At 40.8% G+C, this 23,387-nt stretch carries 21 protein-coding genes, 1 tRNA gene and 1 other RNA gene; 7 read left to right on the top strand and 16 right to left on the bottom strand.

The annotated features are described in order from the left end of the window. Window positions 1-68: 68 nt before the first annotated feature. The 12 genes from yqeK to FXZ76_RS05365 all read right to left on the bottom strand — a co-directional run bounded on the left by yqeK (window position 69) and on the right by FXZ76_RS05365 (window position 11,635). Entirely contained in the window at window positions 69-671 is a 603-nt protein-coding gene (gene yqeK / locus FXZ76_RS05310; RefSeq protein ID WP_079536381.1) for a bis(5'-nucleosyl)-tetraphosphatase (symmetrical) YqeK, read from the bottom strand. 18 nt (window positions 672-689) lie between these two features. Then, window positions 690-2,678, bottom strand: a complete 1,989-nt coding sequence (gene obgE, locus FXZ76_RS05315; protein WP_079536384.1) for a GTPase ObgE — start codon at window positions 2,676-2,678, stop codon at window positions 690-692. 69 nt (window positions 2,679-2,747) lie between these two features. Continuing rightward, on the bottom strand, window positions 2,748-2,999 hold the full coding sequence (gene rpmA, locus FXZ76_RS05320; RefSeq protein ID WP_079536387.1) for a 50S ribosomal protein L27: 252 nt from the start codon (window positions 2,997-2,999) through the stop codon (window positions 2,748-2,750). Window positions 3,000-3,056: 57 nt separating this feature from the next. Next, entirely contained in the window at window positions 3,057-3,365 is a 309-nt protein-coding gene (rplU, locus tag FXZ76_RS05325; RefSeq protein ID WP_079536389.1) for a 50S ribosomal protein L21, read from the bottom strand. A gap of 74 nt (window positions 3,366-3,439) precedes the next feature. Next, window positions 3,440-6,100, bottom strand: a complete 2,661-nt coding sequence (polA, locus tag FXZ76_RS05330) for a DNA polymerase I (RefSeq protein ID WP_079536391.1) — start codon at window positions 6,098-6,100, stop codon at window positions 3,440-3,442. Window positions 6,101-6,172: 72 nt separating this feature from the next. Further along, a complete protein-coding gene (gene rpmE / locus FXZ76_RS05335; protein WP_079536394.1) occupies window positions 6,173-6,604 on the bottom strand; it encodes a 50S ribosomal protein L31 in 432 nt (143 codons plus the stop codon). Between the two features lie 75 nt (window positions 6,605-6,679). Further along, window positions 6,680-7,186 carry a YceD family protein gene (locus FXZ76_RS05340; RefSeq protein ID WP_079536397.1) on the bottom strand — a complete coding sequence of 169 codons (507 nt, stop codon included), beginning with the start codon at window positions 7,184-7,186 and terminating at the stop codon, window positions 6,680-6,682. A gap of 2 nt (window positions 7,187-7,188) precedes the next feature. After that, window positions 7,189-7,662, bottom strand: a complete 474-nt coding sequence (locus FXZ76_RS05345; protein WP_079536400.1) for an ATP synthase subunit B family protein — start codon at window positions 7,660-7,662, stop codon at window positions 7,189-7,191. A 65-nt stretch (window positions 7,663-7,727) separates the two neighbouring features. Further along, window positions 7,728-8,339: a 16S rRNA (guanine(966)-N(2))-methyltransferase RsmD gene (rsmD, locus tag FXZ76_RS05350; protein ID WP_157887301.1), complete on the bottom strand. Its 612-nt coding sequence runs from the start codon at window positions 8,337-8,339 to the stop codon at window positions 7,728-7,730. Next, on the bottom strand, window positions 8,332-9,615 hold the full coding sequence (locus tag FXZ76_RS05355) for a hypothetical protein (RefSeq protein ID WP_157887302.1): 1,284 nt from the start codon (window positions 9,613-9,615) through the stop codon (window positions 8,332-8,334). The genes rsmD and FXZ76_RS05355 overlap by 8 nt, the downstream gene beginning before the upstream one ends. Window positions 9,616-9,617: 2 nt before the next feature. Beyond that, window positions 9,618-11,231 (bottom strand): DAK2 domain-containing protein, encoded by a 1,614-nt coding sequence (locus FXZ76_RS05360; protein WP_079536407.1) that lies wholly within the window; start codon window positions 11,229-11,231, stop codon window positions 9,618-9,620. 59 nt (window positions 11,232-11,290) lie between these two features. Then, a complete protein-coding gene (locus tag FXZ76_RS05365) occupies window positions 11,291-11,635 on the bottom strand; it encodes an Asp23/Gls24 family envelope stress response protein (RefSeq protein WP_079536971.1) in 345 nt (114 codons plus the stop codon). Window positions 11,636-11,798: 163 nt separating this feature from the next. On the opposite strand from FXZ76_RS05365, the gene FXZ76_RS05370 reads away from it, so the two are divergent. The 5 genes from FXZ76_RS05370 to rnpB all read left to right on the top strand — a co-directional run bounded on the left by FXZ76_RS05370 (window position 11,799) and on the right by rnpB (window position 16,081). Next, window positions 11,799-13,196 (top strand): sodium-dependent transporter, encoded by a 1,398-nt coding sequence (locus FXZ76_RS05370; RefSeq protein ID WP_079536410.1) that lies wholly within the window; start codon window positions 11,799-11,801, stop codon window positions 13,194-13,196. A 24-nt stretch (window positions 13,197-13,220) separates the two neighbouring features. After that, window positions 13,221-14,435, top strand: coding sequence for a glycosyltransferase family 4 protein (locus tag FXZ76_RS05375; protein ID WP_079536413.1), 1,215 nt, complete (start codon window positions 13,221-13,223; stop codon window positions 14,433-14,435). A 165-nt stretch (window positions 14,436-14,600) separates the two neighbouring features. After that, window positions 14,601-15,104 carry a helix-turn-helix transcriptional regulator gene (locus FXZ76_RS05380; RefSeq protein ID WP_079536415.1) on the top strand — a complete coding sequence of 168 codons (504 nt, stop codon included), beginning with the start codon at window positions 14,601-14,603 and terminating at the stop codon, window positions 15,102-15,104. Window positions 15,105-15,387: 283 nt separating this feature from the next. Then, a tRNA-Glu gene (locus FXZ76_RS05385) sits at window positions 15,388-15,464 on the top strand. Window positions 15,465-15,716: 252 nt separating this feature from the next. Continuing rightward, window positions 15,717-16,081: RNase P RNA component class A (gene rnpB, locus FXZ76_RS05390), an RNA gene on the top strand. Between the two features lie 86 nt (window positions 16,082-16,167). Here the strand turns inward: rnpB and FXZ76_RS05395 are convergent. Continuing rightward, window positions 16,168-16,935 (bottom strand): DivIVA domain-containing protein, encoded by a 768-nt coding sequence (locus tag FXZ76_RS05395; RefSeq protein WP_079536418.1) that lies wholly within the window; start codon window positions 16,933-16,935, stop codon window positions 16,168-16,170. Between the two features lie 64 nt (window positions 16,936-16,999). Here FXZ76_RS05395 and FXZ76_RS05400 point away from each other — a divergent pair, with 64 nt between their 5' ends. After that, complete coding sequence (locus tag FXZ76_RS05400) at window positions 17,000-17,362, top strand: winged helix-turn-helix domain-containing protein (RefSeq protein ID WP_079536421.1); 363 nt, start codon at window positions 17,000-17,002, stop codon at window positions 17,360-17,362. A 180-nt stretch (window positions 17,363-17,542) separates the two neighbouring features. Here FXZ76_RS05400 and FXZ76_RS05405 read toward each other — a convergent pair whose 3' ends face one another. Together FXZ76_RS05405 and ligA are read right to left on the bottom strand one after the other, a co-directional pair. Further along, window positions 17,543-19,087 (bottom strand): LCP family protein, encoded by a 1,545-nt coding sequence (locus FXZ76_RS05405; protein ID WP_079536424.1) that lies wholly within the window; start codon window positions 19,085-19,087, stop codon window positions 17,543-17,545. 16 nt (window positions 19,088-19,103) lie between these two features. Beyond that, window positions 19,104-21,242 (bottom strand): NAD-dependent DNA ligase LigA, encoded by a 2,139-nt coding sequence (gene ligA, locus FXZ76_RS05410; RefSeq protein ID WP_079536426.1) that lies wholly within the window; start codon window positions 21,240-21,242, stop codon window positions 19,104-19,106. Between the two features lie 88 nt (window positions 21,243-21,330). On the opposite strand from ligA, the gene map reads away from it, so the two are divergent. Beyond that, window positions 21,331-22,215 (top strand): type I methionyl aminopeptidase, encoded by an 885-nt coding sequence (gene map, locus FXZ76_RS05415; RefSeq protein WP_079536428.1) that lies wholly within the window; start codon window positions 21,331-21,333, stop codon window positions 22,213-22,215. Between the two features lie 35 nt (window positions 22,216-22,250). Here the strand turns inward: map and aroQ are convergent, their stop codons facing one another. Then, window positions 22,251-23,387, bottom strand: a complete 1,137-nt coding sequence (aroQ, locus tag FXZ76_RS05420) for a type II 3-dehydroquinate dehydratase (protein WP_079536431.1) — start codon at window positions 23,385-23,387, stop codon at window positions 22,251-22,253.

Here is a 23,387-nt window from a genome sequence, read left to right on the forward strand (position 1 = left end):
CCTTGTTTTTTTAATTATTGGTGAAAAAGTTACTAAATAATGGGTGAATTATTGTCAAAAAATGAGAACTATTTTTGCTTTTTCATTACAAGAGAGTTGTAAACCTTTAAAGTGTTTGGCTCAACATATCTTCTATTTAAAATGAGCTTTGCAGTCCACAAGCAAAACACCGATTCAAACAATTCTTCAAGCGTAGCCTTCCCGACCATAGCTCGCAGTTGTCCCAATTCGTCATATTTTCGATTAGGCTCTATTGCATCAGAAACATACAAACAAATATCAAGGTCGCTCATGTCTACACAACCTGTAGTGTGCACATAAATAGCATGGGCAACGTCTTGGGGAAAACCTTTAAAATTCTTAAGAAAATCAGCAGCTGCAGTTGGTCCATGAAGCAAGTGCGGCAAGTTGTTGATTGTCCACTCATCAATTTCTTTATCAAGTCCATATTCATAGGCCTTCTCAATTTCCTGCTGGGGAGTGAGTCCCTTGTCCCAATCATGCAATATGCCGGCAAGAGATGCCTTTCTAACATCAAGACCATAGGTCACGGCGACCAATTCGCAAGTTTTGGCAACACTTAAAATGTGGTTATATCTTTTCTTTGAAACACGTTGCTCTACATCATGCTTCATTTTTTCATAAAAATCTTTAGTCAGGTAATCAATCATGTTTTGTTTATCGTTTTACTAGTTGTTTCTTTTTGACATGAAATCTTTAAGCAACTTAAGCGTTTCATCTGGAACAAGACCTGTGACGTCTTCGCCAGCTTTTAGCATCTCTCTGATTTGTGTCGAAGAAACATCAACATTAGGGCTTTTAATGAAGTTAACTTTAAATCCAAGCTCTCTAACTTTCTCCGGAAGCATTTTTTCATTGTAGCCAGGTCGCATAATGCAAACTACATTTGCCATTTGGGCAATCCTACTGGCATTTTTCCATCTATCAAGCTCATTTGCCAAGTCAGACCCAATAATGAGCGTTAAGTTTGCATCAATTCCCTCATCACGATAGAACTTTGTAAAGAAATGAAGAGTGTCACAAGTGTAGGAAATTCCTTGCTTCTCGATTTCACAGTCACTTACTTCAAAACAGTCTGATTCACACAAAGCGGCCTGCAAAAGCTCAAATCGTTCATCGTCACTAAACATAATGTCGTCAACTTCTTCGGCTTTAAAAGGGGAAATGTGTGTTGGAACAAATATGACCCTATCTAAACGCGCAGCCTCTTTTGCAAATTCAGCGCAAGCCATGTGGCCTAGGTGCACAGGATCAAAAGAGCCGCCAAAAATCCCAACGTTTAGCTTTCCAACTTGTCTTGTTGAATAAAGATCAAAAGAAACATCGGCGATTCTCACTTCGTCGCCATTTTTGGCTCCAGCGGCAAAAAGCTTGTCTTCAATTCCCATTTTCCTAAATCGCTTTTGGAAGTGATCAACTGCTTCTTCGTTGTCCCAATCAGTTTGGATGACTGCCCTAACAATTGCGTCACCACCGACACGCCAAGCATCATCTTCTCTCTCAATAGAAGTTCCTCCAGCAGAAGTTGGCACATATTCATAAACGCTGTCATAGCTCTCATTTTGTTGAGATTCAACTTCCAAAGCATGACGATTGTTCTCTACAACTGTGAGAATTTGAGCTTTCAGTTGGTCAATGCCTTGAGTTGTCACAGCACTAACAAGAATCACTTTGTCTGATTGATAAATTCTATTTCCCTCGTTATCTAAAACTTCGTCGAAGTCTTGTTTGACTCGGTTTTGAAGACGCTCTAAATTTTCACGGGCGATTTCATCATAATCTGCGACATCAACTTTATTAGCAACAATCAAACGCGGCTTGTGTGCAAGTTCTAATGAATAATCTTTAAGCTCTTTTGAAATGATTTCATAGTCATCAATTGGATCACGCTGTTCAAGTCCACCAGTGATGTCGACAACGTGGACAATGGTGCTAGCACGTTCAATGTGACGCAAAAACTCGTGCCCTAAACCTTTGCCTTCACTTGCGCCTTCAATCAATCCTGGAATGTCTGCCACAACAAAAGCTTTGTCGTTATATGTAGCAACACCCAAATTTGGGACTAATGTAGTGAAAGGATAATCGGCAATTTTTGGCTTTGCTTTGCTCATAACAGAAATCAAAGAAGACTTCCCAACGCTAGGCATGCCGACGAGTGCACAGTCTGCAATTAACTTTAACTCAAGCTCGACTTCTGTTTCTTGACCTGGTTCACCCAATTCAGCAAAAGCAGGCGCACGATGAGTCGGTGTAACAAAATGGGTGTTTCCCAAACCCCCTCTGCCACCTCTAGCTATCATGCACTTTTGCCCTTCAACCGACAAATCAGCGATGTCATCTCCAGCAATTCCCATTTCAGAATTGTAGAACCTAACAACCGTTCCGACTGGCACTCTTAAGACAACGTCATCTCCAGACCTGCCTGATTTTTTTGAACCCTGCCCATGCATTCCTCTGTCGGCCTTGAAATGATGAGAAAAACGGAATTCAATCAAAGAAGAAATTGACGAATCAGCAACTAAAACAACGTTTCCGCCATCGCCACCGTCTCCTCCATCAGGGCCACCTTTTGGAACATGAGCCTCACGGCGAAACGAAACACATCCGCTTCCACCATCGCCACCTTTTGCAAATATGTGTACTTTATCTATAAACAAATTTGTTCCTTAAAAAAACAAAAAAGCCCTGCGTAACAGGGCTAATATTAACATATCTGTCGAGTCAAACTAAGCAGCAGGAATGACGTGCACTTTTCGTTTATCGCCCTTAGTGTATTGAATAGTGCCATCGCACAATGCGAAGAGGGTGTCGTCTTTACCTCTTCCAACATTGTTGCCTGGATGAAATTTTGTTCCACGTTGACGGACAATAATCATGCCAGTTTTAACTTCTTGGCCACCGAACATTTTGCATCCAAGTCTTTGAGCTCTAGAATCGCGACCGTTGCGAATCGAGCCCTGTCCTTTCTTGTGTGCCATATCAATATCTCCTTACGAATGAATTATCTAACTTGCTTTTTTGCAGAACAAAATAACCTATGCGCCAATTGAAACAATTTTGACACGTGTCAATTGTTGTCTGTGACCAACTTTGCGCTGATAATTCTTGCGCTTCTTAAATTTGAAGACGATTACTTTTTTGTCTTTAAATTGCTCAACAATTTCAGCAACTACCTTCGTTGCAGCAGCTTTTGCTGGATCAGAAACAATTTTTCCATTATCTGAAACAAAAATTGTATCTAACTCAACTTTGTCGCCGGCTTCTCCTGCAATCTTTTCAATGTTGATGAAGTCGCCTTCGCTAACTCTGTATTGTTTAGAGCCTGTATTTACGATTGCATACATTAGTTTAACTCCCATATTCGTTAATAGACACGATTGACTATTATACACGTGTCAGTCTTTAAGTCAAGAAAAAATTAATGTGCTTCCGACCAGTTTTTCCCACACGACACATCTGAAATTAGCGGGACTTTCAATTGTGCCACATTTTCCATGACATCTTTCACAAGCGCTTTTACTGTTTCTAGTTCGTCGGGCGGAACACTAAGGTCTAGTTCGTCGTGCACTTGAATTAGAATTTTTGATTTTAGTCCACGACCAATTAGCGCTGATTGCAGTTTCACCATTGCTTTTTTGATGATGTCTGCAGCACTTCCCTGCATAGGATGATTCATGGCTGTTCGCTGACCAAAAGCCTGCGTCATTCTGTTCGAAGAAGAAAGCTCTGGAATAACTCGTCTGCGCCCAAACATAGTTTGCGCATATCCAACTTCACTCGCACTTTTCACTGTGTCATCCAAAAACACCCTGACTTGCGGGTAAGAAAAATAATATCTGTCGATAATATCTTTTGCTTCTCCAAAAGAGATGCCTAATTGTTTTCCGAGCGTAAAAGCCTGCTGGCCATAAATTATTCCAAAGTTTACGGCCTTTGCCGAAGACCTCATCGTCTGTGTGACATCGCTTTCATCAACACCAAAAATTCTCGCCGCAGTTTGAGTGTGAAAATCTCGTCCTGAGTTAAACGCAGCAATCAAGTGTTCATCTCCAGAAAGATGTGCCAAAAGTCGAAGCTCAATTTGAGAATAGTCGGCACTTAAGAAATAGTCATCATCATTAAGTGGCAAAAAAGCTTCTCTAATTTTCCTGCCAAGCTCAGTTCTAACAGGAATATTTTGCAAATTTGGATCACTTGAACTCAATCGACCAGTTGCAGTTGCTGCTTGATTAAAATCAGTGTGCACAAGAGCATCTTTCAATCGAATTTTCGGAAGAGCATCAATGTAGGTTGACTTTAATTTCGCAAGCTCTCGATATTTGATTACATGCGTACAAATCTCATGTTCAGCGGAAAGTTCCTGCAAGACCTTGGCATCTGTCGAAAAGCCACTCTTTGTCTTCTTTAAAGGTTTAATGCCCATCTCTGCAAACAAGACGACAGAGAGCTGAGCTGGCGACTCTATGCTAAATTCGTGACCTGCCAATTCAAAAATTTTCGTCCTAATTTGATCGAGCTCATGCTCACAGTAGTCGTTAAGTGAAACTAAGATGTCGTCATCAAGACGACAACCATTTCTCTCAATTAAAGAAAGAACGCACGTTAGAGGCTTTTCTGTTTCATAGAATAGATTTTTAACATCCACTCCACATTGCAACAAAGATTCGTCTTGTCTCTTTGCAGAAACTAAAGAAAGAAACGCAAATTCTTGAGCTCTTTTTTCTAGATCATCGTCGGTAGAGTAATTCGTGTTAAGCAACGAGAAGAAGTCTTCCTGTGTTTTAAAAACAACCGACGAATTGAGCATGTTTTCACATACATGAACATCAAACACTTGTGCGCCAAGCATCTCAGATTCAGTCAATAAAGCTAAAGTATTGTTGTCATGAGGATAGGCAAGCTTGATTATTTCTTTTGCGTCATATGCACAAACTTCAGTGTTTTTTAGTGCATGTGCCACAACATAAGCAACTTCAGAAGGTTCAGCTACCGTCATAAAAGAAGCCCCAGAGACACCAACAAGAGTTCTATTGTCACCGTGTTTTTTAGCATATGTTTTTGTGGGCACAACTATGCTAAATGCGATTCGCTCCTTCGCCTCAATCGCCTCTATTGCAAGCTGTCTAGCTTCGTCAAAAGGCACAAAGTTAGGAAAGACAATCTTTTCAAGAGTGTCGTCCTTGCGCGAATCGCTTTTTAAAGAGGCCATTGTTTTTTTGAAATTAGCAGAAGTTGAACGAAGCCCATATTCGCTAAAAACCTCTTCGAGTTTGACCAAATCACAGTGGAAGCTTTCAACAGTTCTTAGATCAACTTCGATGTTTAGATGTGTGTTGATTGTTGCAAGTGTTTGGCTTAGATAGGCGTCGTCTTTACCTTCTATCAAGTGCTCAAGTTTCTTTCCCTTAAAGTCACTTAAGTTCTCATAAACGCCATCAAGCGAGCCATATTTTGCAAGCAAATCGGCGGCACCCTTGCTTCCAATCCCATCAATGCCAGGAATGTTGTCAGATTTGTCGCCGACGATGGCCAAATAGTCAACTATCTGAGTTGGCTCAACGCCAAAACGATCTTTAACAGCATCGGCATCACGAATAATCACATTTTTATTTTTGACGTCAGATGTGACAGTGAACACATCTTGTTTGACAAGCTGGTTCATGTCTTTGTCTCCAGTGACAAGATAGCAAGTGCAGTTTTCTTGGCTACAACGCACTGACAAACTTCCCATCACATCGTCGCCTTCCCAACCTTCTTCAATGAAAATTGGAACATCCATCGCCTGAAGAATGCGCTCAACAACTGGAAATTGCACTCTCAATTTATCATCCATTTTAGGACGATTGGCTTTGTATTTGTCATAAAGGTCGATGCGATGAGTTGCCTTTCCATGATCGAAAGTGCAAATTGTAGCGTCAGGATGAAGGTCTGAGACATACTTAAAAAACATGTTAAAGAAGCCAAAAACAGCATTTGTGGGTGTTCCATCAGGTGCGGTAAAAGGCCCATTGATTGCATGAAAAGCCCTGTGCATCAAGGCATTTCCATCAAATACGCAAATTTTTCTCTTATCACTCATAATGCATAAAATTATAAAAAAGGCGGGATAAGCTCCCGCCCATTAATCTGAAAAATTATTTGAACAGAAAATCTATTCAGCGCTCTCCTCTGAAGAGTCTTCTGATTCTTTAGCAGGTGTTGCTTCCTCAGCAGCAGCTGCTGCCTCAGCTTCTTTCTTTGCGTTTTCTGCAGCAAACTTTGCAGCACGCTCTTCTTTAAGCTTTGCTTTCTCAGCTTTTGCTTCTGCTTTTGCTTTTGCTTCTGCTTCGAGCTTAGCAGCGCGATCTGCCTTCTTCTTTGCCTCGCGCTCTTTAACAAGATCAGTAGCACTTCCGAAACGATCTGAGAAGCGTTGAACACGTCCACCAGTGTCAATGAGTTTTTGTGTTCCTGTGTAGAATGGATGGCATACGTTGCAGATGTCAATCTTTAACTCTGGTTTTGTAGCGCGAGTTTTAAATGTGTTGCCGCAGCTGCAAGTTACAGTGCACTCAACATATTCTGGATGGATATTTTTTTTCATTGTTTCTCCTAATTGGTTAGTGTTTCCCTTGGTTTCCGACCAAGGCACGAGGACTAATTATAGCAAAGAAATAAACTAAAACTCATAATTTTTGAGCACTTCAAAAGGTGTTTGCAAAGGCTCTTCGTTCAGTTCATCATGATCGCAAAATTCAAACAAACCTACGCAGTTTTCGCTACATAGAGGTTGCATTGGCAAATCCAGACAAACGGCACCTTCAATGAATCGAGAAATGTCAATAACGTTGTTGTGAACAAAAACGCACTCATCTTCCTCTACATCGGCAGGAAGCTTAACGTCTTCCTTAAGCTTGGCATACCCCTCTATCTCAGAATCCACCTCAAAAAATGCATCTTCAAGGCATCTTACGCATTCGGTTTTTAATGTAGCTTTTACCTTACCCTCTATAAACAAGAAACCTTCACCGCCATTAACAACACTAACTCTCCATTTAACAGGCTCTGTTGAGACAAATTTATTCCCTGCAAACGTCAAAGCGATTAAGTCAACCACTCCATCGAAACGCTCGGTGCATGAAGGAGTCAACAGGTTGTTAGATATGCGAATTTTTACTGGGTTCAAAACTACTGCTTAGGAACGGTAGAAGTTGCATTCAGGCGATCACGCACACGCTGAACTTGGGACAAAACATTTTCTAATGTCTGTTCTACATGACCAAAGACCTCATCAGCATAATCTTCAGCACCAGCACGTGTTTCGCGCTCCATTTCACGTGCCTCTTGCATAATCGACTCTGATTCTTTTTGAGCAATTCTCACGACCTCTTGCTCAGAAGCAACAGTTAGTGCTTGATTTTTAGCGTCCTCGATGATTCTTGCCGCCTGGGCTTCAGCATCATCAATTAGTGCTTCACGCTCGCGCATAATCTGTCGAGCTTGCGCAAACTCAGAAGGAAAAATATCATGAATTTCATCGAGAATATCTAGAGCCTCATCGGTGTTAACTTGACGCAAATTTGGTCTGCCAAGACAAGGCTTTGCATCTTCTAACAAAATCTGTAGCTCTTCTAGCCTATCAAGAACTCCGCTCTCGTCCATTTAAATCTCCTTTTCAAGTTCTTTTGACGCTATTCTTATAAATTCTAACACAGCCAAAAAAGTAGCTACAAGTTCTGACCATGTGTGCTCTTGTCAGAAATTCTTAGGATGGTCGAACCAACTTCTCCAAAAGACTTGTCATAGAGAACCTCAAATTCAACACCCAAGCAACCAAAAATAGTTTTATTTGAATGTTCATAATATAAAAGAGCATCTTTTGCCACTAAACCAAAATTTCTAAATCTTTCAACATAAGAAAAAACTACTAGAGGGGAAAAAGCATATGGAGGGTCTAAAAACACGAGGTCAAAAGGAGCAAATGGAAGAAGTTTTTCAGATATATTCTCACTTTTAAAATCAGTTTTAACTATCGAGCAATTCGTACTACTAACCTTTAGCACCGATGTATTCTTTTTTAATGTTGAAATAGCCTTCGCATTAACGTCACAAAAAACACAATGATTAGCACCACGCGACAAAGCTTCAAAACCGAGTGCTCCCGATCCAGCAAACAAATCAAGAACTTTAGCTCCTTCTAATGTCAGGTTACAACTGTAGTTAGAGCAAAGAGAATTAAAAACAGCTTCTCTAACTCTGTTAGTTGTGGGTCGGGTGCTCTTTCCCTCGGGAGTTTCGATAAAGCGCCCACCATAGATTCCAGAAACAATCTTAATCATTTGGGGCAAAACCTCCAAGCAAATCATGGGCAACAAACGACTCGGCTTTTTTCAAAAGAGCTTCATCTCTAACAAAATTTACAAGCCTACAGATTTTGAAAATGTCATTTGTGCAGCCAAGGATGTCTCCCTCTCTTCTGTATCGCAATTCATTTTTCAAAATATCAATCTGATTTGTAGAATTACCTAATATTTCAAGCCGTTTTTTATGATTGATTGCATTTGATTTGCTAATTAAAAAACAGTCGCAACAGGCCAGTTTTCGCATCCTGTCTATTACAAGAGAAGATATGCGGTTAGCGTCTTCTACGATTAACATTCCACACTTAAATTTTTCGCTTCTCCTAAATGAATAATCTAAATGCAGATGTTGAGAAATTTCAAAACCCAATGCATGAAGATAATAACAATATCTTGCCTTAAGTCCTTGCAAGTTTTTTTGCAGGCCTTGCATGCATTCAACAGAGATTAAAGTTTGTGGCTGTCTTGCTGGAACTTTTAAGAAATCTGGATAACCCCAAACAAGTCGATCTCGCTGCTCAGCTGAAACACCAGCTAACGGAGACACAACACAAACGTCCCCCTTCCCAAAATCATGCTTTCGAATTGCGTCAAATACATCTCCTGCATCATCTTGTTTATATAGAAAAACAGAACCCACACTCCCACTAGATTCTTCAACGAGGCCGAATGGTTGAAGCAGCAAATCGCTGAGTGTAACATTTCTCTTTTGACATTGCATCAAAACTTCAATGATTGAGTGAAGTTTAAGAGCCATCCTTGATTTCTTTAGTTCAACCTTCCCTTCAAAGCCATGAACACCAATCAAAGCTTGCCGCCATGAATAGAATGTGTCACCTAACAGCATTTCGTCATATTTAGCGTAGCTAAAACATTTCTTTGTGATTGACATATCATGCGCATAAACAGGCAAAACTTCTCGCGCCTCAGAATCTGAAATTAAAGAGATTAAAGGATTGGTGAATGACTTCATTGAGTCATGCTCAATCAAAACTCCACCAGCGACGACCACATCGCCAGTCTCAAAATGTGTAGACAATACATAGGGTTCATAAAACCGCGCTATCAAACAAGCCGAACCATCGCCTAAAAGATAGTCACAAAAAATAGCGTTATTGCTCGTTTTTCCTTCCGAAACGCTCAAAACTCGAGCGCGTATAGTACAAAAAAAACCTGTCCTTGCTTCCCCTATCTCACAAACTGATGTGAGATCAAGATATCTAACGGGGAGATAATTTAGGCAATCAAGTTCCAAATTTATTCAAGAGAGAAAATCACTGGATAGAGAGGCTGGCCACCAACATGCGGGTCAACTTCTAAATCTGGATAGGCATCTTCAATTTTCTCGACGAGGTGTTCACTGTCTTCTTCACTAAAACCTTCGCCAGAAAGCAAAGTGAATGTGTCATAATCGTCAGTATCTTTTTTTGCAATCAAATCAAGAACAACCTGGCTAATGTCATCTCCAACTGCAAGGATTTCTCCATCGAGAATGCCAATCACATCTCCCTCTTTAATGCAATTGCCGTTTGCATCGTGAGAATCTTTAATGGCGCAAGTCACCTCACCAGTAACAACAGAACCCAAAACATCACTCATTACATCAAGGTTTTCTTGTGCAGATTTTGTTTTATCTAATTCAAAAAGTGCGCTAAAAGCCTCAGGAACACTTTTTGTCGGAAGAACACAAGCATCATCGCCGATTAGCTCAGCAGCAGCTCCTGCAGCCATAATAATGTTTGAATTGTTAGGAAGGAACAAATAGCTCTTCGCTGGGACAGATATCGCTGCATCGTAGAGATCTTTAGTGGAAGGATTCATTGTCTGACCACCAGAAACAACGACGTCAACATCGAGGCTTCTTAAAATGTCAGCATTGCCATCACCTGCTGCCACAGCCACCACACAAAGCTCTTGCTCTTCCTGCTCGTTTGCAAGTTTTTCAGCACGATCCATGGATTGCAATTGCATGTTGTGAATGTGCACTTCTGCAATTTGACCTCTGTCTAGGAAGTATTTTAAAACCTGATCAGGAGTGTTTGAATGAACATGAACCTTAAACTTTGGTGTTGCTCCAACGCAGAGTTCACAATCACCCATTGTCGACAAGAAGTTCAAGGCATCCTCAATTACAAGCTCGTCAGAATCAACCAAAAACTCGTTACAGTAACGATATTTAGAACCCTCCCAGTCATTAATTTGTTCAATCTCAACTTTAGGAGCGCTCATTTTTGATGCGTCAAATTTAAGAGATAGTTCCTCGCCTTTTTCAAGGAATGAAGTGACAAATCCGTCGAGAAGAATAGAAAAACCATATCCACCAGCGTCGACCACGTTATTTTCTTTTAACACTGGAAGATATTCAGGGGTCGTCTTTACCGACTCATATCCTGCTTCTACAAGCCCTGTTAGCGTTTTTTCTACAGAAAGTCCAGCATCGCGAGAGGCTCTTGCAGCTTGTGCAATATCAGAAAGAACTGTGAGAATCGTTCCTTTTACAGGTTTTCTCACAGCAGAATATGCTACATCTTCAGCAGAATCAAAAACAAATGCAATTGACTCACTAGTCAACTCATCGCACTTCTTAATTCCTTCGCAAATACCTCTCAGAATTTGTGATGTGATAACGCCAGAATTACCACGAGCTCCCATCAATGCGCCAGTTGTGATTGCGCGACAAACAGATTCTTTGTTTAAATTGGAGCCAAGGGCACTAAGGTTATCTTCGACGCTCCTCATTGTGAGAGACATGTTGGTTCCTGTGTCTCCATCGGGTACAGGAAAAACATTTAAACGATTGACTTCTTCTTCTTTCTCGGCTAGTGAATGTGCGGCAAAAACCACAGCGCTCACAAACTTAGAAATTTCCATTATTGACCTTCGATTCTTTCATTTGTGCATATAGACTTATGAAGTTGCCTTCAAATAAATTACCTAACGTTCACATCGCAAACGTTTACGTTAACGCAAACATCGTCAACACCTGCATATTCCTTCAAGATGAACTGAATTCTCTCGCGCAAGTTATCACAGACCACTGCAATGTTAGTGCCATATTCAACAACAACATTAACTTCAACAAAAACTCCAGAGTCAGTGACATCAATTCTGATTCCACGGCGCAAACGAGTCTGAGGAAGAATTTTTAAAAAAGCGTCTCTTTTACTTGCGTCTGCAACGCCAACTATGCCATAGCATTCAAGGGCTGCATATCCAACAAGATCGGCAAGAACGCCATTAGATATTTCAAGTGAACCATCAATTCTATTATTCACAATGAGTCCTCTCTCTAAATTTGCCAAAACCTGTTGCGGGTTTTTGCGATTTTTTATTTTATCAAAACACCACTTAGCAAACAACATCACGAACAAATGGCGAGGTATGGGGTGCATTTGTGGTATATTTTTTTAATCTTTTGGGCTTTAGAAAAGGAAAATTATGGCTGAAATTAAAAGCCGTGAGAAATTTAAATCACGATTTGGTTTTATCATGATTAGCGCTGGTTGCGCAATCGGTCTTGGAAACGTCTGGAGATTTCCCTACATTACTGGTGAATATGGCGGAGCCGCTTTTCTTATTCTCTATTTGATTTTCCTTGTTATATTTGGACTACCAATCCTAGTAATGGAATTCTCGATTGGGCGAGCCGCACGTTCAGGCGCAGGGCAAGCTTTTAACACTCTTGAAAAGCCGGGCTCAAAATGGCATCTTCACAAATGGGCTTGCCTCATTGGAAATTACTGCCTGTTGATGTTCTATACAACTGTAACGGGTTGGTTTTTAGCCTATATTTGTTACTCATTAACTGGCACTTTCAACAAAGTTGACACCAGCGAGATTCCAAACATTTTCGCCGGGCTTTTAGCCGACCCAGTTCAACTGACTCTTTTTATGTTGATAGTTGTTTTTATTGGCTTTATTGTGTGTAAGGCAGGAATACAAAACGGAGTTGAAAGAATTACAAAATGGATGATGACAGCTCTTTTTGCAATTATGATTTTGCTCTGTATCCATTCTCTAACTCTTAAAGGCGCAGGAGAAGGACTTGCTTTTTATTTAATGCCAGACTTCGGAAAAATCTTTGATGGCGGCTGGCAAAAAGTAATTGAAGTATGCTTTGCTGCAATGGGTCAAGCATTTTTTACTCTTTCAATTGGCATTGGGTCTATGCTTATATTTGGTTCATACATTGAAAAAGAAAGAGCATTACCAGGTGAGGCAGTTCGCATTTGTGCACTTGACACCGCAGTTGCATTTATGGCTGGGCTCATCATATTCCCTGCTTGCTTTACCTATGGAATAACTCCTGATTCTGGTCCTGGCCTTGTGTTTATCACTCTTCCAACTGTGTTTTCACAAATGCCCCTCGGGCAACTGTGGGGAAGCTTGTTCTTCTTGTTTATGGCGTTTGCTGCATTGTCAACGATTATCGCCGTGTTCGAAACAATAATCGCATGGGGCATGGACCACTTTGGCTGGAGCCGCTCGAAGTCATGCATTATTAACAGCACACTGATTGCTCTACTCTCTATGCCTTGTATTTTGGGCTTTAACGTTTGGGCTGGCTTTACAATCCCTGGAATTGGCGACATCCAAGCAATCGAAGACTTTTTGGTTTCAAATAATCTACTTCCAATTGGTTCTCTCGTGATTCTACTTTTCTGCACCAAAAGATCCGGTTGGGGTTGGGATAATTTCATCAAAGAGGCTGACACTGGAAAAGGATTAAAATTCCCTAAATGGATCAAAGGTTACATTACCTACTTTGTTCCAATTTTTGTACTGCTTGTGATTATTTCTGGATACATTCCAATTGTCACAAAATGGTTCGCATAGAGGCTAAAACAAAAGAGAATAACAATGAGAATTCTGTCGATTACTGCCCAAAAACCAACGTCTACAGGAAGTGGAGTTTATCTGACGGAAGTCATAAAGTCGTTTAAAAAAAGGGGTCATGATCAGGCAATAATTTATGGAAGAATGCCAGACGATCAGCAAATGAAAGTTGAGGAGGAAGTGCAGGCTTCTTATCCTGTAACATTCATGCAGAGAGACCTTAACTTCCCAATCGCAGGCATGAGCGACAACATGCCCTATCGTTCCACAAGATATTGTGATTTCACAGATGAGATGACAGCAAATTTCGTTAGTGCCTATTTCTCTCAAATCACTAAAGCCATAGCAGAATTTAAGCCCGACTTAATAATTTGTCATCATCTCTACCTTGTAACTGCAATTGCGTCACACGTAAACAAGGCTATGATGAGCAAATCAAAAATCATAGCAATCTGTCACGGCACTGACATTCGTCAAATGAAGAAGCATCAGCTTTGCAAAAACTACATCAAAGACGGAATATGCAACCTTGATCAGGTGTTTGTCTTACACACTGACCAAATTGATGAAATTAACAATGTATATGGCATGGATCTCTCAAAAATCGACATCATCGGAACTGGTTTTAACTCCGATGTGTTTAAAAGTCCAACAGAAGAGTGCAAAAGAGACGATAAAACAATCATATATGCCGGAAAGATTTGTAAACAAAAAGGTGTGCGAGAACTCATAGAGGCTTGCGAAGAAATATCACAAGAAATCTCAGGGATAAAACTCGTTTTAGCAGGCGGATATAGCAACAAAGAAGAGTATGACGAAATAGCCGCACTTGCAAAAGATGCAAATGCTGACATCACTTTTACAGGGCAAGTCCATCAAGGAGATCTTGCTAAACTTTACTCCACGTCTAAAGTGTTTTGTCTTCCCTCTTTCTTTGAAGGCCTGCCGCTTGTGACGCTTGAGGCAATCGCGTGTGGATGTTCCTGCGTTATGACAGATTTGCCTGGCATAAGACAATGGTATGTAGAAAATGTAAAAGATGCTCCCCTCATTTTTGTCACTCCACCAAAAATGAACAACGTAGATGTGCCCGTTCTTTCAGACCTCCCTGTTTTTAAGAGACATCTCAAAGAAGCAATTTTGGAAGCTTTTAAAATTGAAGGCAATTCGCATTCTGTAGACAAATTGAGTTGGTATTCTCTGGCAGATAGACTCCTTGAAAAAGTTTCAAGAATCTAACTAAAGATCAAACTTTTAATAAGCACTGACATCTCACAATAGAGTTATCAGATAATTCGCTACATATATAGCGCATAATGTAGTCGTCTTAATTATTCTCGACTATATGTAGTGTAAATGTGTCATATTTGATGTGTCATAGGTTATGCGTTAAGGGAGGTATTTATGAAAAACGCAATTAACTACAACACATCTTCAATTTCAGGCAAGAGTGGAGCAATTGACAAAACCACTCAGGTTTCTAACTCTGAAATCCTAGTAGACATTATGTCTTTACTGCTCGTTTTATTTGCTCGCCTAGAGCATCCCAAAAACGCTAAATCTATGCCGGTCATAACGTCAGTACCTCAATTGCTAGAAAGCATAACGAAAGAAAAGAAACTAGCGATAATGAACCTGGCACAGTCAAGAAGTGACGTGATTTGTGAATTTAACGACAGAATGAAAGAAATGTATTTCACCTACTTTGATAAATATGAATTTAAAACACAGGAAAAGGAGCTCGCATGGCTTCTGTTAAAAGCTAATTCAACAAAAGAGTGTGTTGAAAAGATGCACACTAGCGAAAGTCAGTTTAGATATTCCATCAAAAAAATGTGCCAAAAGACTAAAACTGACTCTAAAGACAGCCTAATTACAAAGCTAAGAACTGAAGTTGAGTGCTATTAAAAAGCACGAGGGCATAAAAATTTTTTAACTTCTTCACTCAAATGTATTGCAAACTTTTGTCAGGATTACGAGAGATAATGAGCAAGACTCTTATTGTGAATTTATCATGAGCTAGGCCACTTTTTTAAAAGAAAAAATCAGTACAGCGATGAGTCGAATTTTACAAGAGAATAGTAGAGCAGAAAAAGCGATTCATGGTGTTACAAAAAAATTTAGATTTAGGCCAAACAATTAATTTTTTATCATATAATTTAAAGTCGCGTTCGCAACAACGCCACTAAATGGCTCCGTCGTCTAGCGGTTTAGGACGCCGCCCTCTCAAGGCGGAGGTCGAGGGTTCGAATCCCTTCGGAGCTACCAAAAAGCAATGAGCTGTCGATAATTCGGCAGCTCTTTTTTATTGCTCGTTACATCAAGCTTTCAAAATGAAGATTTACCAAAACTCTAATCACCTGACAGCTTCGAGTCCACGTTTTGACTTAGGCAAACCTTTTTCAAATCACCAAATAACACAGGCAATCAAACATGCATCGTTGCTCGTTTGCTTTATCAATTGTGAACAAATTCGTTTTTGCAGAAACTAAAAACCAGCATTTGATAGAATTAACAGCTGCGGAGGCTTGGACGGGAGCGTGCACAATGCATGAGGAAAGTCCGGGCTTCAAAGAGACAAGATGCCAGTTAACGACTGGGCGGGGTAACCCGACGGATTAGTGTCGCAGAAAAGAAAACTCCCGCGCACTGTGTGTGCGAGAAAAGCTGAAACGGTGTGGTAAGAGCGCACCAGCATGTTGGCAACAGCATGGCTTGATAAACCCCATCTGAAGCAAGCGCAAGTAGGAACGCGCATGAGGTGTCTCTTCCTCGCGTTCGGGTTGCGTGCTAGAGGTGTGCGGCGACGCACATCCAAGATAAATGACCGTCGCTCTGCTAAAACTAGCAGTTCACAGAACCCGGCTTATATGGCCTCCGCTAAAAGAATCAATTCTAGTAACCCCAACAAAAATAGGAGCCAAAATTGGCTCCTATTGAAATCAAAAATTATTGTGCTGTTAAACAGAAATTAATCAATATCATCATCGTCATCTGACAATGCACCAAAACCACTCATGTCTTTTTCGACAAGTCCACCAATCGGCTCAACAGCTGTAGTTTGACCCAAATCTACAGACATGGGCTCATAGCCAATTGGTGCAGGGTTTGAGGTTGGTTGAATGTCTTCATATGGAATAGCAGAAACATCGTCATCAAAGCCAAGGTTTGTGAGCTTCGAATTAGCATCCTCAATGAAGTCACGAAGCATCTCTGCATAATGATTTCTGCTTTCTTCACGATTCTCTTCTAGTTTTGAAATCGCATTCATTATATTTTGCTTTTCGGCCTCAGCACGGTTAACAATTCTGTCTGCTTCATCATGTGCATCTTGAATAGTAATGTCAGCTTTTGTGTTAGCCTTAGCAACAATTTCATCAGCTGAACGCTGAGCAACAATCAATGCTTGAGAAATAGCAGCACCGTCAGCTTGCTTTGCAGCAAGTTGTTCTTGCAGCTGATTAATGAGGCGCTCTTTTTCAGCAATAATTTGCTTAGCATCTTCCCCAAGGTCGTCAAAATCCTCTGACTTGTCAATATTATCAATCTGCTCGGTTTGATCATCGAGCTCTTGTTGTGCGTTGCTGGCTAACTGAGCGCGAAGATTAGCAATAGTGGAATGCAATTCTTCAATGCCATCAGCAACTTTTTCAAGGAATACATCGACTTCGTCAACGTCGTAGCCTTTTTTTGTGATTGCAAAACTGACATTTTCGATGTCTGAAACACTAATTGGCATGTTTTACACCTCTTTTTTCATAGATATATTGCTCATAAATTTTAACATAAGTATAATTATCAATATGAAAGCTAAAAAACACATTTCCCCAGCTATAAAGCTCTCTTTTGTAAATCCTGACTCAGAATCTAAGTCAGTTTTAGGCAAGGGTGTTGTTCGTTTGATGCAAAACGTAGATGAGGTTCATTCCCTCAATCAAGCATCAAAAATGATGAACATGGCCTATTCAAAAGCGTGGAGAATAACAAAAAAAACGAGCGAGGCACTTGGCTTTGAGCTAATCGAAAGTGTCCGTCCAAAAGGAAGCATACTCACACCCGAAGGCAAGGAACTTTTAGAAGTCTATCTCAAAATGGAGCGGCAACTAAGAGATGAGGCGACAGAGATCTTTGATTCACTTCTAAAGGAAACTACTCATCTTAAATGAGCCAACTTTACTCAGGTGACAATTAAATAATCGAACAATTAAAAACGATTAAGCTCTGCGGAAATTCAGGCTTTTATTTCAGATACACTTTTCTTAAAAGAACCGCATCTTTAAAAGTCGCAACAACTTCTAAAAACTTAAGTTGGGGTTAAAAAGTCACGCTAATGTTCAATAACAAGTTTACTGTTGTTGAGATGCGTAGTCGTCACCAAGCACAACCAAAACGCTTGAAGACACGATGTAGCTACCGTCATTTTTCACAACTTGATTAAACCCGAGCTGTGCAGCTATGATTTCAGCGTCGCGCTTGTAGGTGTCATCGTCATAAATAACTATTGACTTATCATAGTCAGACGAGTTAGCGTTGCCAGCAGAAATGTTTGAATAACCGAAATCTTTGAGCTTATCGACAGCAGCGGCAGCAATGCCAGAAGTTTCTGTGCCATTTCTGACAGCAATTGATGCAGAAGCATGGGCTGGGGATGAAGCTGTGGTCGAAGAAAAGTCAGTCTCGCCACCATCACCACCAGATGAAATAACAATTCCAGTAGCAGGATCAATCTCGGTCTCAGCAGGTGGCAAACCTTGGTTCATTCTGTTTACCATCTCTTTCCACTGATCCATGTAGACAAAGTCATACCAAACGCCATCTACATATTGTGATGTCTTTGGCACAGATGCGGTGTAAATTTTTGAAGAATCAATCCCCTGCAAGCTTTTCGCAAGACCAAGCAACGAATTAACGTCAAAGTCGGTGTTGACATAGCTAACTAAAGAATTAACGGTGTTTACAATCGTTCCAACGTCGCTCTTTAGAACCTTTGCAGCTAATGCTGAGATTACTTGTCGCTGATAGGCGGTGCGGAGTGCATCTCCATCTCCTAGATTGTCATATGTGTGACGCGAGCGGCAAACAGAAAGCGCCTGCTCGCCATTTAAAGTGTTTTTGCCAGCGGGAACATAAACGCCTGTGTGTGGGTCATCAATTTCTACAGAAACGTCAACTTCGACTCCTCCCACCGCGTCAACTGCAGCAGTAAAACCATCAAAGTCAACCTCGACATAGTGAGAAATTGAAATGCCAGAAATGTCAGCAACAGTTTTTACACAAAGTGCTGGTCCACCAAATGTATATGCAGCATTTAGCTTTTGAGTGCCATAACCAACCGGGTTATCGCTCGTAGCTCCCATGTTTTGAATTTGCAAGTCGCGAGGCATTGAGACCATAGACACTTGCTTGTTTTTAGGGTCAACGCGGCATAATATCATTGTGTCACAACGATATGATCCATCAAACTCACCGGAAGCGTCTCTATCTTCGCTTTTGTCAACACCAAGCAACAACATATAAAAAGGATCAGAAGATGAGTCTGTTGGCACAAGTGCGCTCAACAAATCCTGAGTCAGTCCATCATTCATCTGATTATTTAAATAGTTAATGTAGGCAAACGCAGAGCCAACGCCCAAAAGCAAAACAGTCAAAACACCAATAAGAACTGCAGCAAGGCGTCTTTTTCTCTTTCTTGATTTGCGAATCTTCGAATAGCGAATTGCATCTACAGAACCTGGATTGGGAACTTCGTCAGCACTATATGGCATTGAAGCAGGCTTTACAGTGCCCGAAACATAGGAATCTCTATTAAATGACCTTCTGCTTCCCTCTGAGCCAGTGCTAGCTAAATTATCTGCAATTGTGTAGCTGCGTTTGTTTCTTCGCGTAGTCATGGATAAGAATTATACACTACCTAGCAGGCAGGGCCCTATTTTCCAAAATGTACACTAGGTCTTGTTCATTTAGAATAGGGACGCCGAGTGCAACAGCCTTTTCCCGCTTAGAACCAGCGTTTTCGCCTGCTACAACAAATGATGTATTTTTAGAAACACTCGACGTTACTTTAGCACCCAAATTACGCAATTCATCTGACGCCTCATCACGAGACATCCCAGAGTTAACCATTGTCCCCGTGAGAACGAAAGTCAAAGACTTTAAAGGCAGATTGTCAGCCGTCCCGCCAGAATTTGATTTCATTAAAACGCCAAGTTCCATGAGCCTGTCAATCACGTTTAGATTTTGGGGAATTTTGAAAAAATCCACAACGCCTTTAGCAAGGATGGCACCTAAGCCGTCAATTTTTGCTAAGTCTTCAGGACTTGCATTCATCAATTCTTTCATGTCAGAAAAATGAAGAGATAAATCGCGGGCCAGGTTTTTCCCAATACCTGGTATCCCAAGACCATTAATAACTCTGTCTAAATTATTAAATTTTGACTTTTGGATGCTCTCGAAAATTTTAATTGCGTTTTTCTCCCCTACAGGAACAGGCTCACCATCCTTGTTTGTTCTCTGAGTTTTTAGTGTTTTTATCTCGTCAACAGTGAGCGTATAAAAATCGGCAAAGTCTGAGACTCTGCCCTCATCAATTAGGGTCGAGATGTTTTCTGATCCCAATGATTCGATGTCCATTGCTTCTCTGCTTGCCCAAAACTTTAATTTTTCAAGCCTTTGAGCTGGGCACTCTAGAGATATGCAACGGTGCGCAACTTCCCCATCAATTCTCACAACAGTGCTACCACAAGCTGGACATTTTTTAGCCATTTCCCAAGGTTTCGCATCTTTAGGTCTCAGTTCAAGAATTGGACCCACAACTTCAGGAATAACATCACCTGCCTTGTGAACAACGACAGTGTCACCGATGCGAACATCTTTTCGCACAACCTCATCTTCATTATGAAGAGTTGCCCTTGACACAACTGATCCAGCAATTGTCACAGGTTCGAGTTCAGCAACAGGAGTTAACACGCCCGTTCTGCCAACTTGAACAGTAATGTCTTTTAATAGAGTTGTTTTTTCTTCAGGAGGAAATTTGTAGGCAATCGCCCACTTTGGCGCTCTTGACGTAAAGCCCAATTTTTCTTGAAGAGAAAAATCGTTTACTTTAACAACGACACCATCAATATCATATTCAAGAACATCACGTTTCTCAAGACAAGCTTTGCAAAAATCATGTATTTCATCTATAGAATTAGCAAGAGTAACATCGGGATTCACATGAAACCCGCAATTAGCCAGCCATTTAAGAAGATCGAATTGATTTGTGATCGCAACATCATCTTGGGAGGCAATCGAATACATAAACGTCTTTAGATTTCTGTCACGTGTGACAAGCGGGTTTTTCTGACGCAGAGAACCAGCGGCGGCATTTCTTGGATTGGCAAAAAGTTTTTCCTTTTTGCCCTTTAAGTGCCCGCATGAAATCTCGCCATTTATTCTTTCCGCCTCTTTATTAAGCGCAGAAAATGACGATTTCGGCATGTATGTCTCACCACGAAGCTCAAGTGGTTTTTTTGAGTTCTCAACCTTAGCAGCACCTTGAATCGAAAGCTCGCGAGGCACATCTTGCACAAACAAAACGTTTTCTGTCACATCCTCACCAACGACTCCATCACCGCGAGTAGCAGCTCGAACAAACTTATTCTCGTCAAACGTCAAGGCAATCGAGAGACCATCAATCTTTAATTCAAGGCAGAATTCAGGGAAAACTCCGAGTTCATCTTCGACCTTGTGAACCCATGAATCAAGTTCCTCGAAGTTCATGGCGTTGTCAAGAGAATACATTTTTGATTCATGTTTGACTTCTTCAAACTGTGATGAAACTCCACCGCCAACAGTAACGCTCGGAGAATTAGCATCGGCAAACTCAGGATAAGCATTTTCAAGTGCAATTAGCTCACGCATAAGCGAATCATAGACAGCATCACTCATCAATGGAGCATCTGATATGTAATAGGCATCGCTTGCTTTTTTTATCTCTTTGCGCAAGTCTAAAATGCGAGTGTGTGCAATGTTTTTTTCTTCTGCCAACAAAGCGTTCGATGTCATTTTTTTCCTTTTTAAATGAATTGAAAAGTGTTTGATTTAGATTATTATTACTTAAAACAAACACATAGTAAAAAAGGATGCTTCGCAAATGTATGACGATTTTGCAGAACTTGGAAGAAACGATGCTTGCTGGTGTGGAAGCGGTAAAAAATATAAAAAATGCCACGCTGACTTCGACGAAAAACTAGAAGAACTCTATCTAGAAGGCAAATGTGTTCCACCTCGCAGCCTCATAAAAACGCAAGCTGACATCGAAGGTATTAAAAAGAGCGCAAAAGTAAACATTGGAGCTCTCGATGAGGTTGCAAAAAACATAAAAGCTGGATGCACAACTGAAGACATCGACAACTGGGTGCATGACTTCACACTTGATAACGGAGCTATTCCTGCGCCTCTAAACTACGAAGGATACCCAAAAAGCTGCTGCACTTCGGTAAACGATGTGGTTTGCCACGGAATTCCAAATAAAAACCAAGTGTTAAAAGATGGAGATATTGTAAACGTTGACTGCTCGACAGTTAAAGATGGATATTTCTCTGATTCAAGCAGAATGTTTATCATTGGCGAAGCTTCTAAAGAAATTAACAAATTTGTTGAAACTGTCAGAAAATCGATCAATGTGGGACTCACACAGGTTAAGCCTTGGTTTAATTTACAAGACATGGCTCGTGAACTTCAAAACTATGTAGAAGCGCAAGGCTACAGCGTTGTTCGGGAATATGGCGGTCATGGAATTGGCAAAGAATTCCACGAAGACCCTTGGGTGAGCCACACTGTTTATGCCGGCGAAGACATGATTATGCCTCCAGGAATGTGTTTTACCATTGAGCCAATGGTAAACATGGGGAAATACAAAATTGTAACAAGCAAAGAGGATGGCTGGACGGTCCGCACAAAAGACCACTCTTTGTCAGCTCAATGGGAAATTCAGCTAGTCGTAACTAATGATGGATATGAGATACTGAGCTGGTAGAGAAACCTAGCTCAGTATCAAGCATCGCGAAAAATCTAGATAACAATTAAGTCGTGTGTCAACGTCGTGAACGATTCAAAACCGTTTTCAGTCAAGACTCCACAATCCTCAAGACGAATTCCAAACTTTGAAGCTTTATAAACGCCGGGCTCAATTGTAATCACGTTGTTTTTAGTGAGTTTTGCACTGCATCGTGGTGACAAAACAGGCTTTTCATGAATGTCGCGACCAACACCGTGTCCTAGACCATGAGGCATGCAACCCTTAAAGCCATAGTCATTAATTACCTCAATTGAGCGGTCGTGACACTGCTTTCCTGTCATTCCAATCTTCACTTCACGAGCGACAGTCTCGTGAGCATCTTTAACTGCCAACCACGCGCGATAAAGCTCACCTCTCGGAGTCCCAACAAACAGAGTTCTTGTGGTGTCGGAGCAAAGTCCTTTATAAACAACACCAAAATCAATAACGACACTGTCTCCATGTTTTAGTTTTTGATCACCCGGTTCTGCATGTGGATTGGCTCCGTTTGCTCCTGTTCCAACAATTGTTGGGAAGCTAAAAGATTCAGCTCCAAACTCGAGCATAAAACCTTCGAGAATGTCTCGAACTTCAAGCTCTGTCATCCCTTCTTTCACTTGTTCTAACATGGCAAGAAACGCCCTGTCTGCAATTTTTTGTGCTTCTTTTAGAACTTCAATTTCATCGTCAGTTTTCACTGAACGCTTCCACAAAACATCGCCTTCGTTGTTTAGAAAAGTCTCTACTGCCTTTGTGTAGGAATCTTTCCCCAGGCCAGAAATTTGGCACTCACAAGCAGGTGACAGAACCGATTTTCTCCTAAAGTCCTCACGAGTCTTGATGTCTGAAATGTGAACCTCAATAACAGGTGTACTAACTGAAGAAATAGCATCACGAAGAGCATAGGAATAATGAGTGTGAGCACCTGGGTTATAAACTATTCCATCGATGTCAGAACAGTGAGTTTCATGGATTTTATCGATGAGCTCGCCTTCAGAATTTGATTGAAAAAATTCAAATTCAACTTCTTTATTCGAAAATGAGCTTTTAATATTCTCGTTTATTTCATCGAGCGTTAAAGTTCCATAAATCTGAGGCTCTCGCACCCCCAGCATATCCAAATTTGGCCCGTTCAATATGAGCAATTTCAT

The sequence above is a fragment of the Phoenicibacter congonensis genome, from assembly GCF_902386915.1.
Taxonomy (GTDB): Bacteria; Actinomycetota; Coriobacteriia; order Coriobacteriales; family Eggerthellaceae; genus Phoenicibacter; species Phoenicibacter congonensis.

Excerpts from the sequence above, each read along its gene's own strand:
- aroQ (WP_079536431.1), bottom strand. The coding sequence starts at position 23,387 with ATGAAATTGCTCATATTGAACGGGCCAAATTTGGATATGCTGGGGGTG.
- map (WP_079536428.1), top strand. The coding sequence starts at position 21,331 with ATGTATGACGATTTTGCAGAACTTGGAAGAAACGATGCTTGCTGGTGT.
- rsmD (WP_157887301.1), bottom strand. The coding sequence starts at position 8,339 with ATGATTAAGATTGTTTCTGGAATCTATGGTGGGCGCTTTATCGAAACT.
- FXZ76_RS05395 (WP_079536418.1), bottom strand. The coding sequence starts at position 16,935 with ATGCCAATTAGTGTTTCAGACATCGAAAATGTCAGTTTTGCAATCACA.
- FXZ76_RS05360 (WP_079536407.1), bottom strand. The coding sequence starts at position 11,231 with ATGGAAATTTCTAAGTTTGTGAGCGCTGTGGTTTTTGCCGCACATTCA.
- FXZ76_RS05375 (WP_079536413.1), top strand. The coding sequence starts at position 13,221 with ATGAGAATTCTGTCGATTACTGCCCAAAAACCAACGTCTACAGGAAGT.
- FXZ76_RS05370 (WP_079536410.1), top strand. The coding sequence starts at position 11,799 with ATGGCTGAAATTAAAAGCCGTGAGAAATTTAAATCACGATTTGGTTTT.
- rplU (WP_079536389.1), bottom strand. The coding sequence starts at position 3,365 with ATGTATGCAATCGTAAATACAGGCTCTAAACAATACAGAGTTAGCGAA.
- rpmE (WP_079536394.1), bottom strand. The coding sequence starts at position 6,604 with ATGAAAAAAAATATCCATCCAGAATATGTTGAGTGCACTGTAACTTGC.
- ligA (WP_079536426.1), bottom strand. The coding sequence starts at position 21,242 with ATGACATCGAACGCTTTGTTGGCAGAAGAAAAAAACATTGCACACACT.
- polA (WP_079536391.1), bottom strand. The coding sequence starts at position 6,100 with ATGAGTGATAAGAGAAAAATTTGCGTATTTGATGGAAATGCCTTGATG.
- FXZ76_RS05345 (WP_079536400.1), bottom strand. The coding sequence starts at position 7,662 with ATGGACGAGAGCGGAGTTCTTGATAGGCTAGAAGAGCTACAGATTTTG.
- FXZ76_RS05400 (WP_079536421.1), top strand. The coding sequence starts at position 17,000 with ATGAAAGCTAAAAAACACATTTCCCCAGCTATAAAGCTCTCTTTTGTA.
- FXZ76_RS05405 (WP_079536424.1), bottom strand. The coding sequence starts at position 19,087 with ATGACTACGCGAAGAAACAAACGCAGCTACACAATTGCAGATAATTTA.
- yqeK (WP_079536381.1), bottom strand. The coding sequence starts at position 671 with ATGATTGATTACCTGACTAAAGATTTTTATGAAAAAATGAAGCATGAT.
- rpmA (WP_079536387.1), bottom strand. The coding sequence starts at position 2,999 with ATGGCACACAAGAAAGGACAGGGCTCGATTCGCAACGGTCGCGATTCT.
- FXZ76_RS05380 (WP_079536415.1), top strand. The coding sequence starts at position 14,601 with ATGAAAAACGCAATTAACTACAACACATCTTCAATTTCAGGCAAGAGT.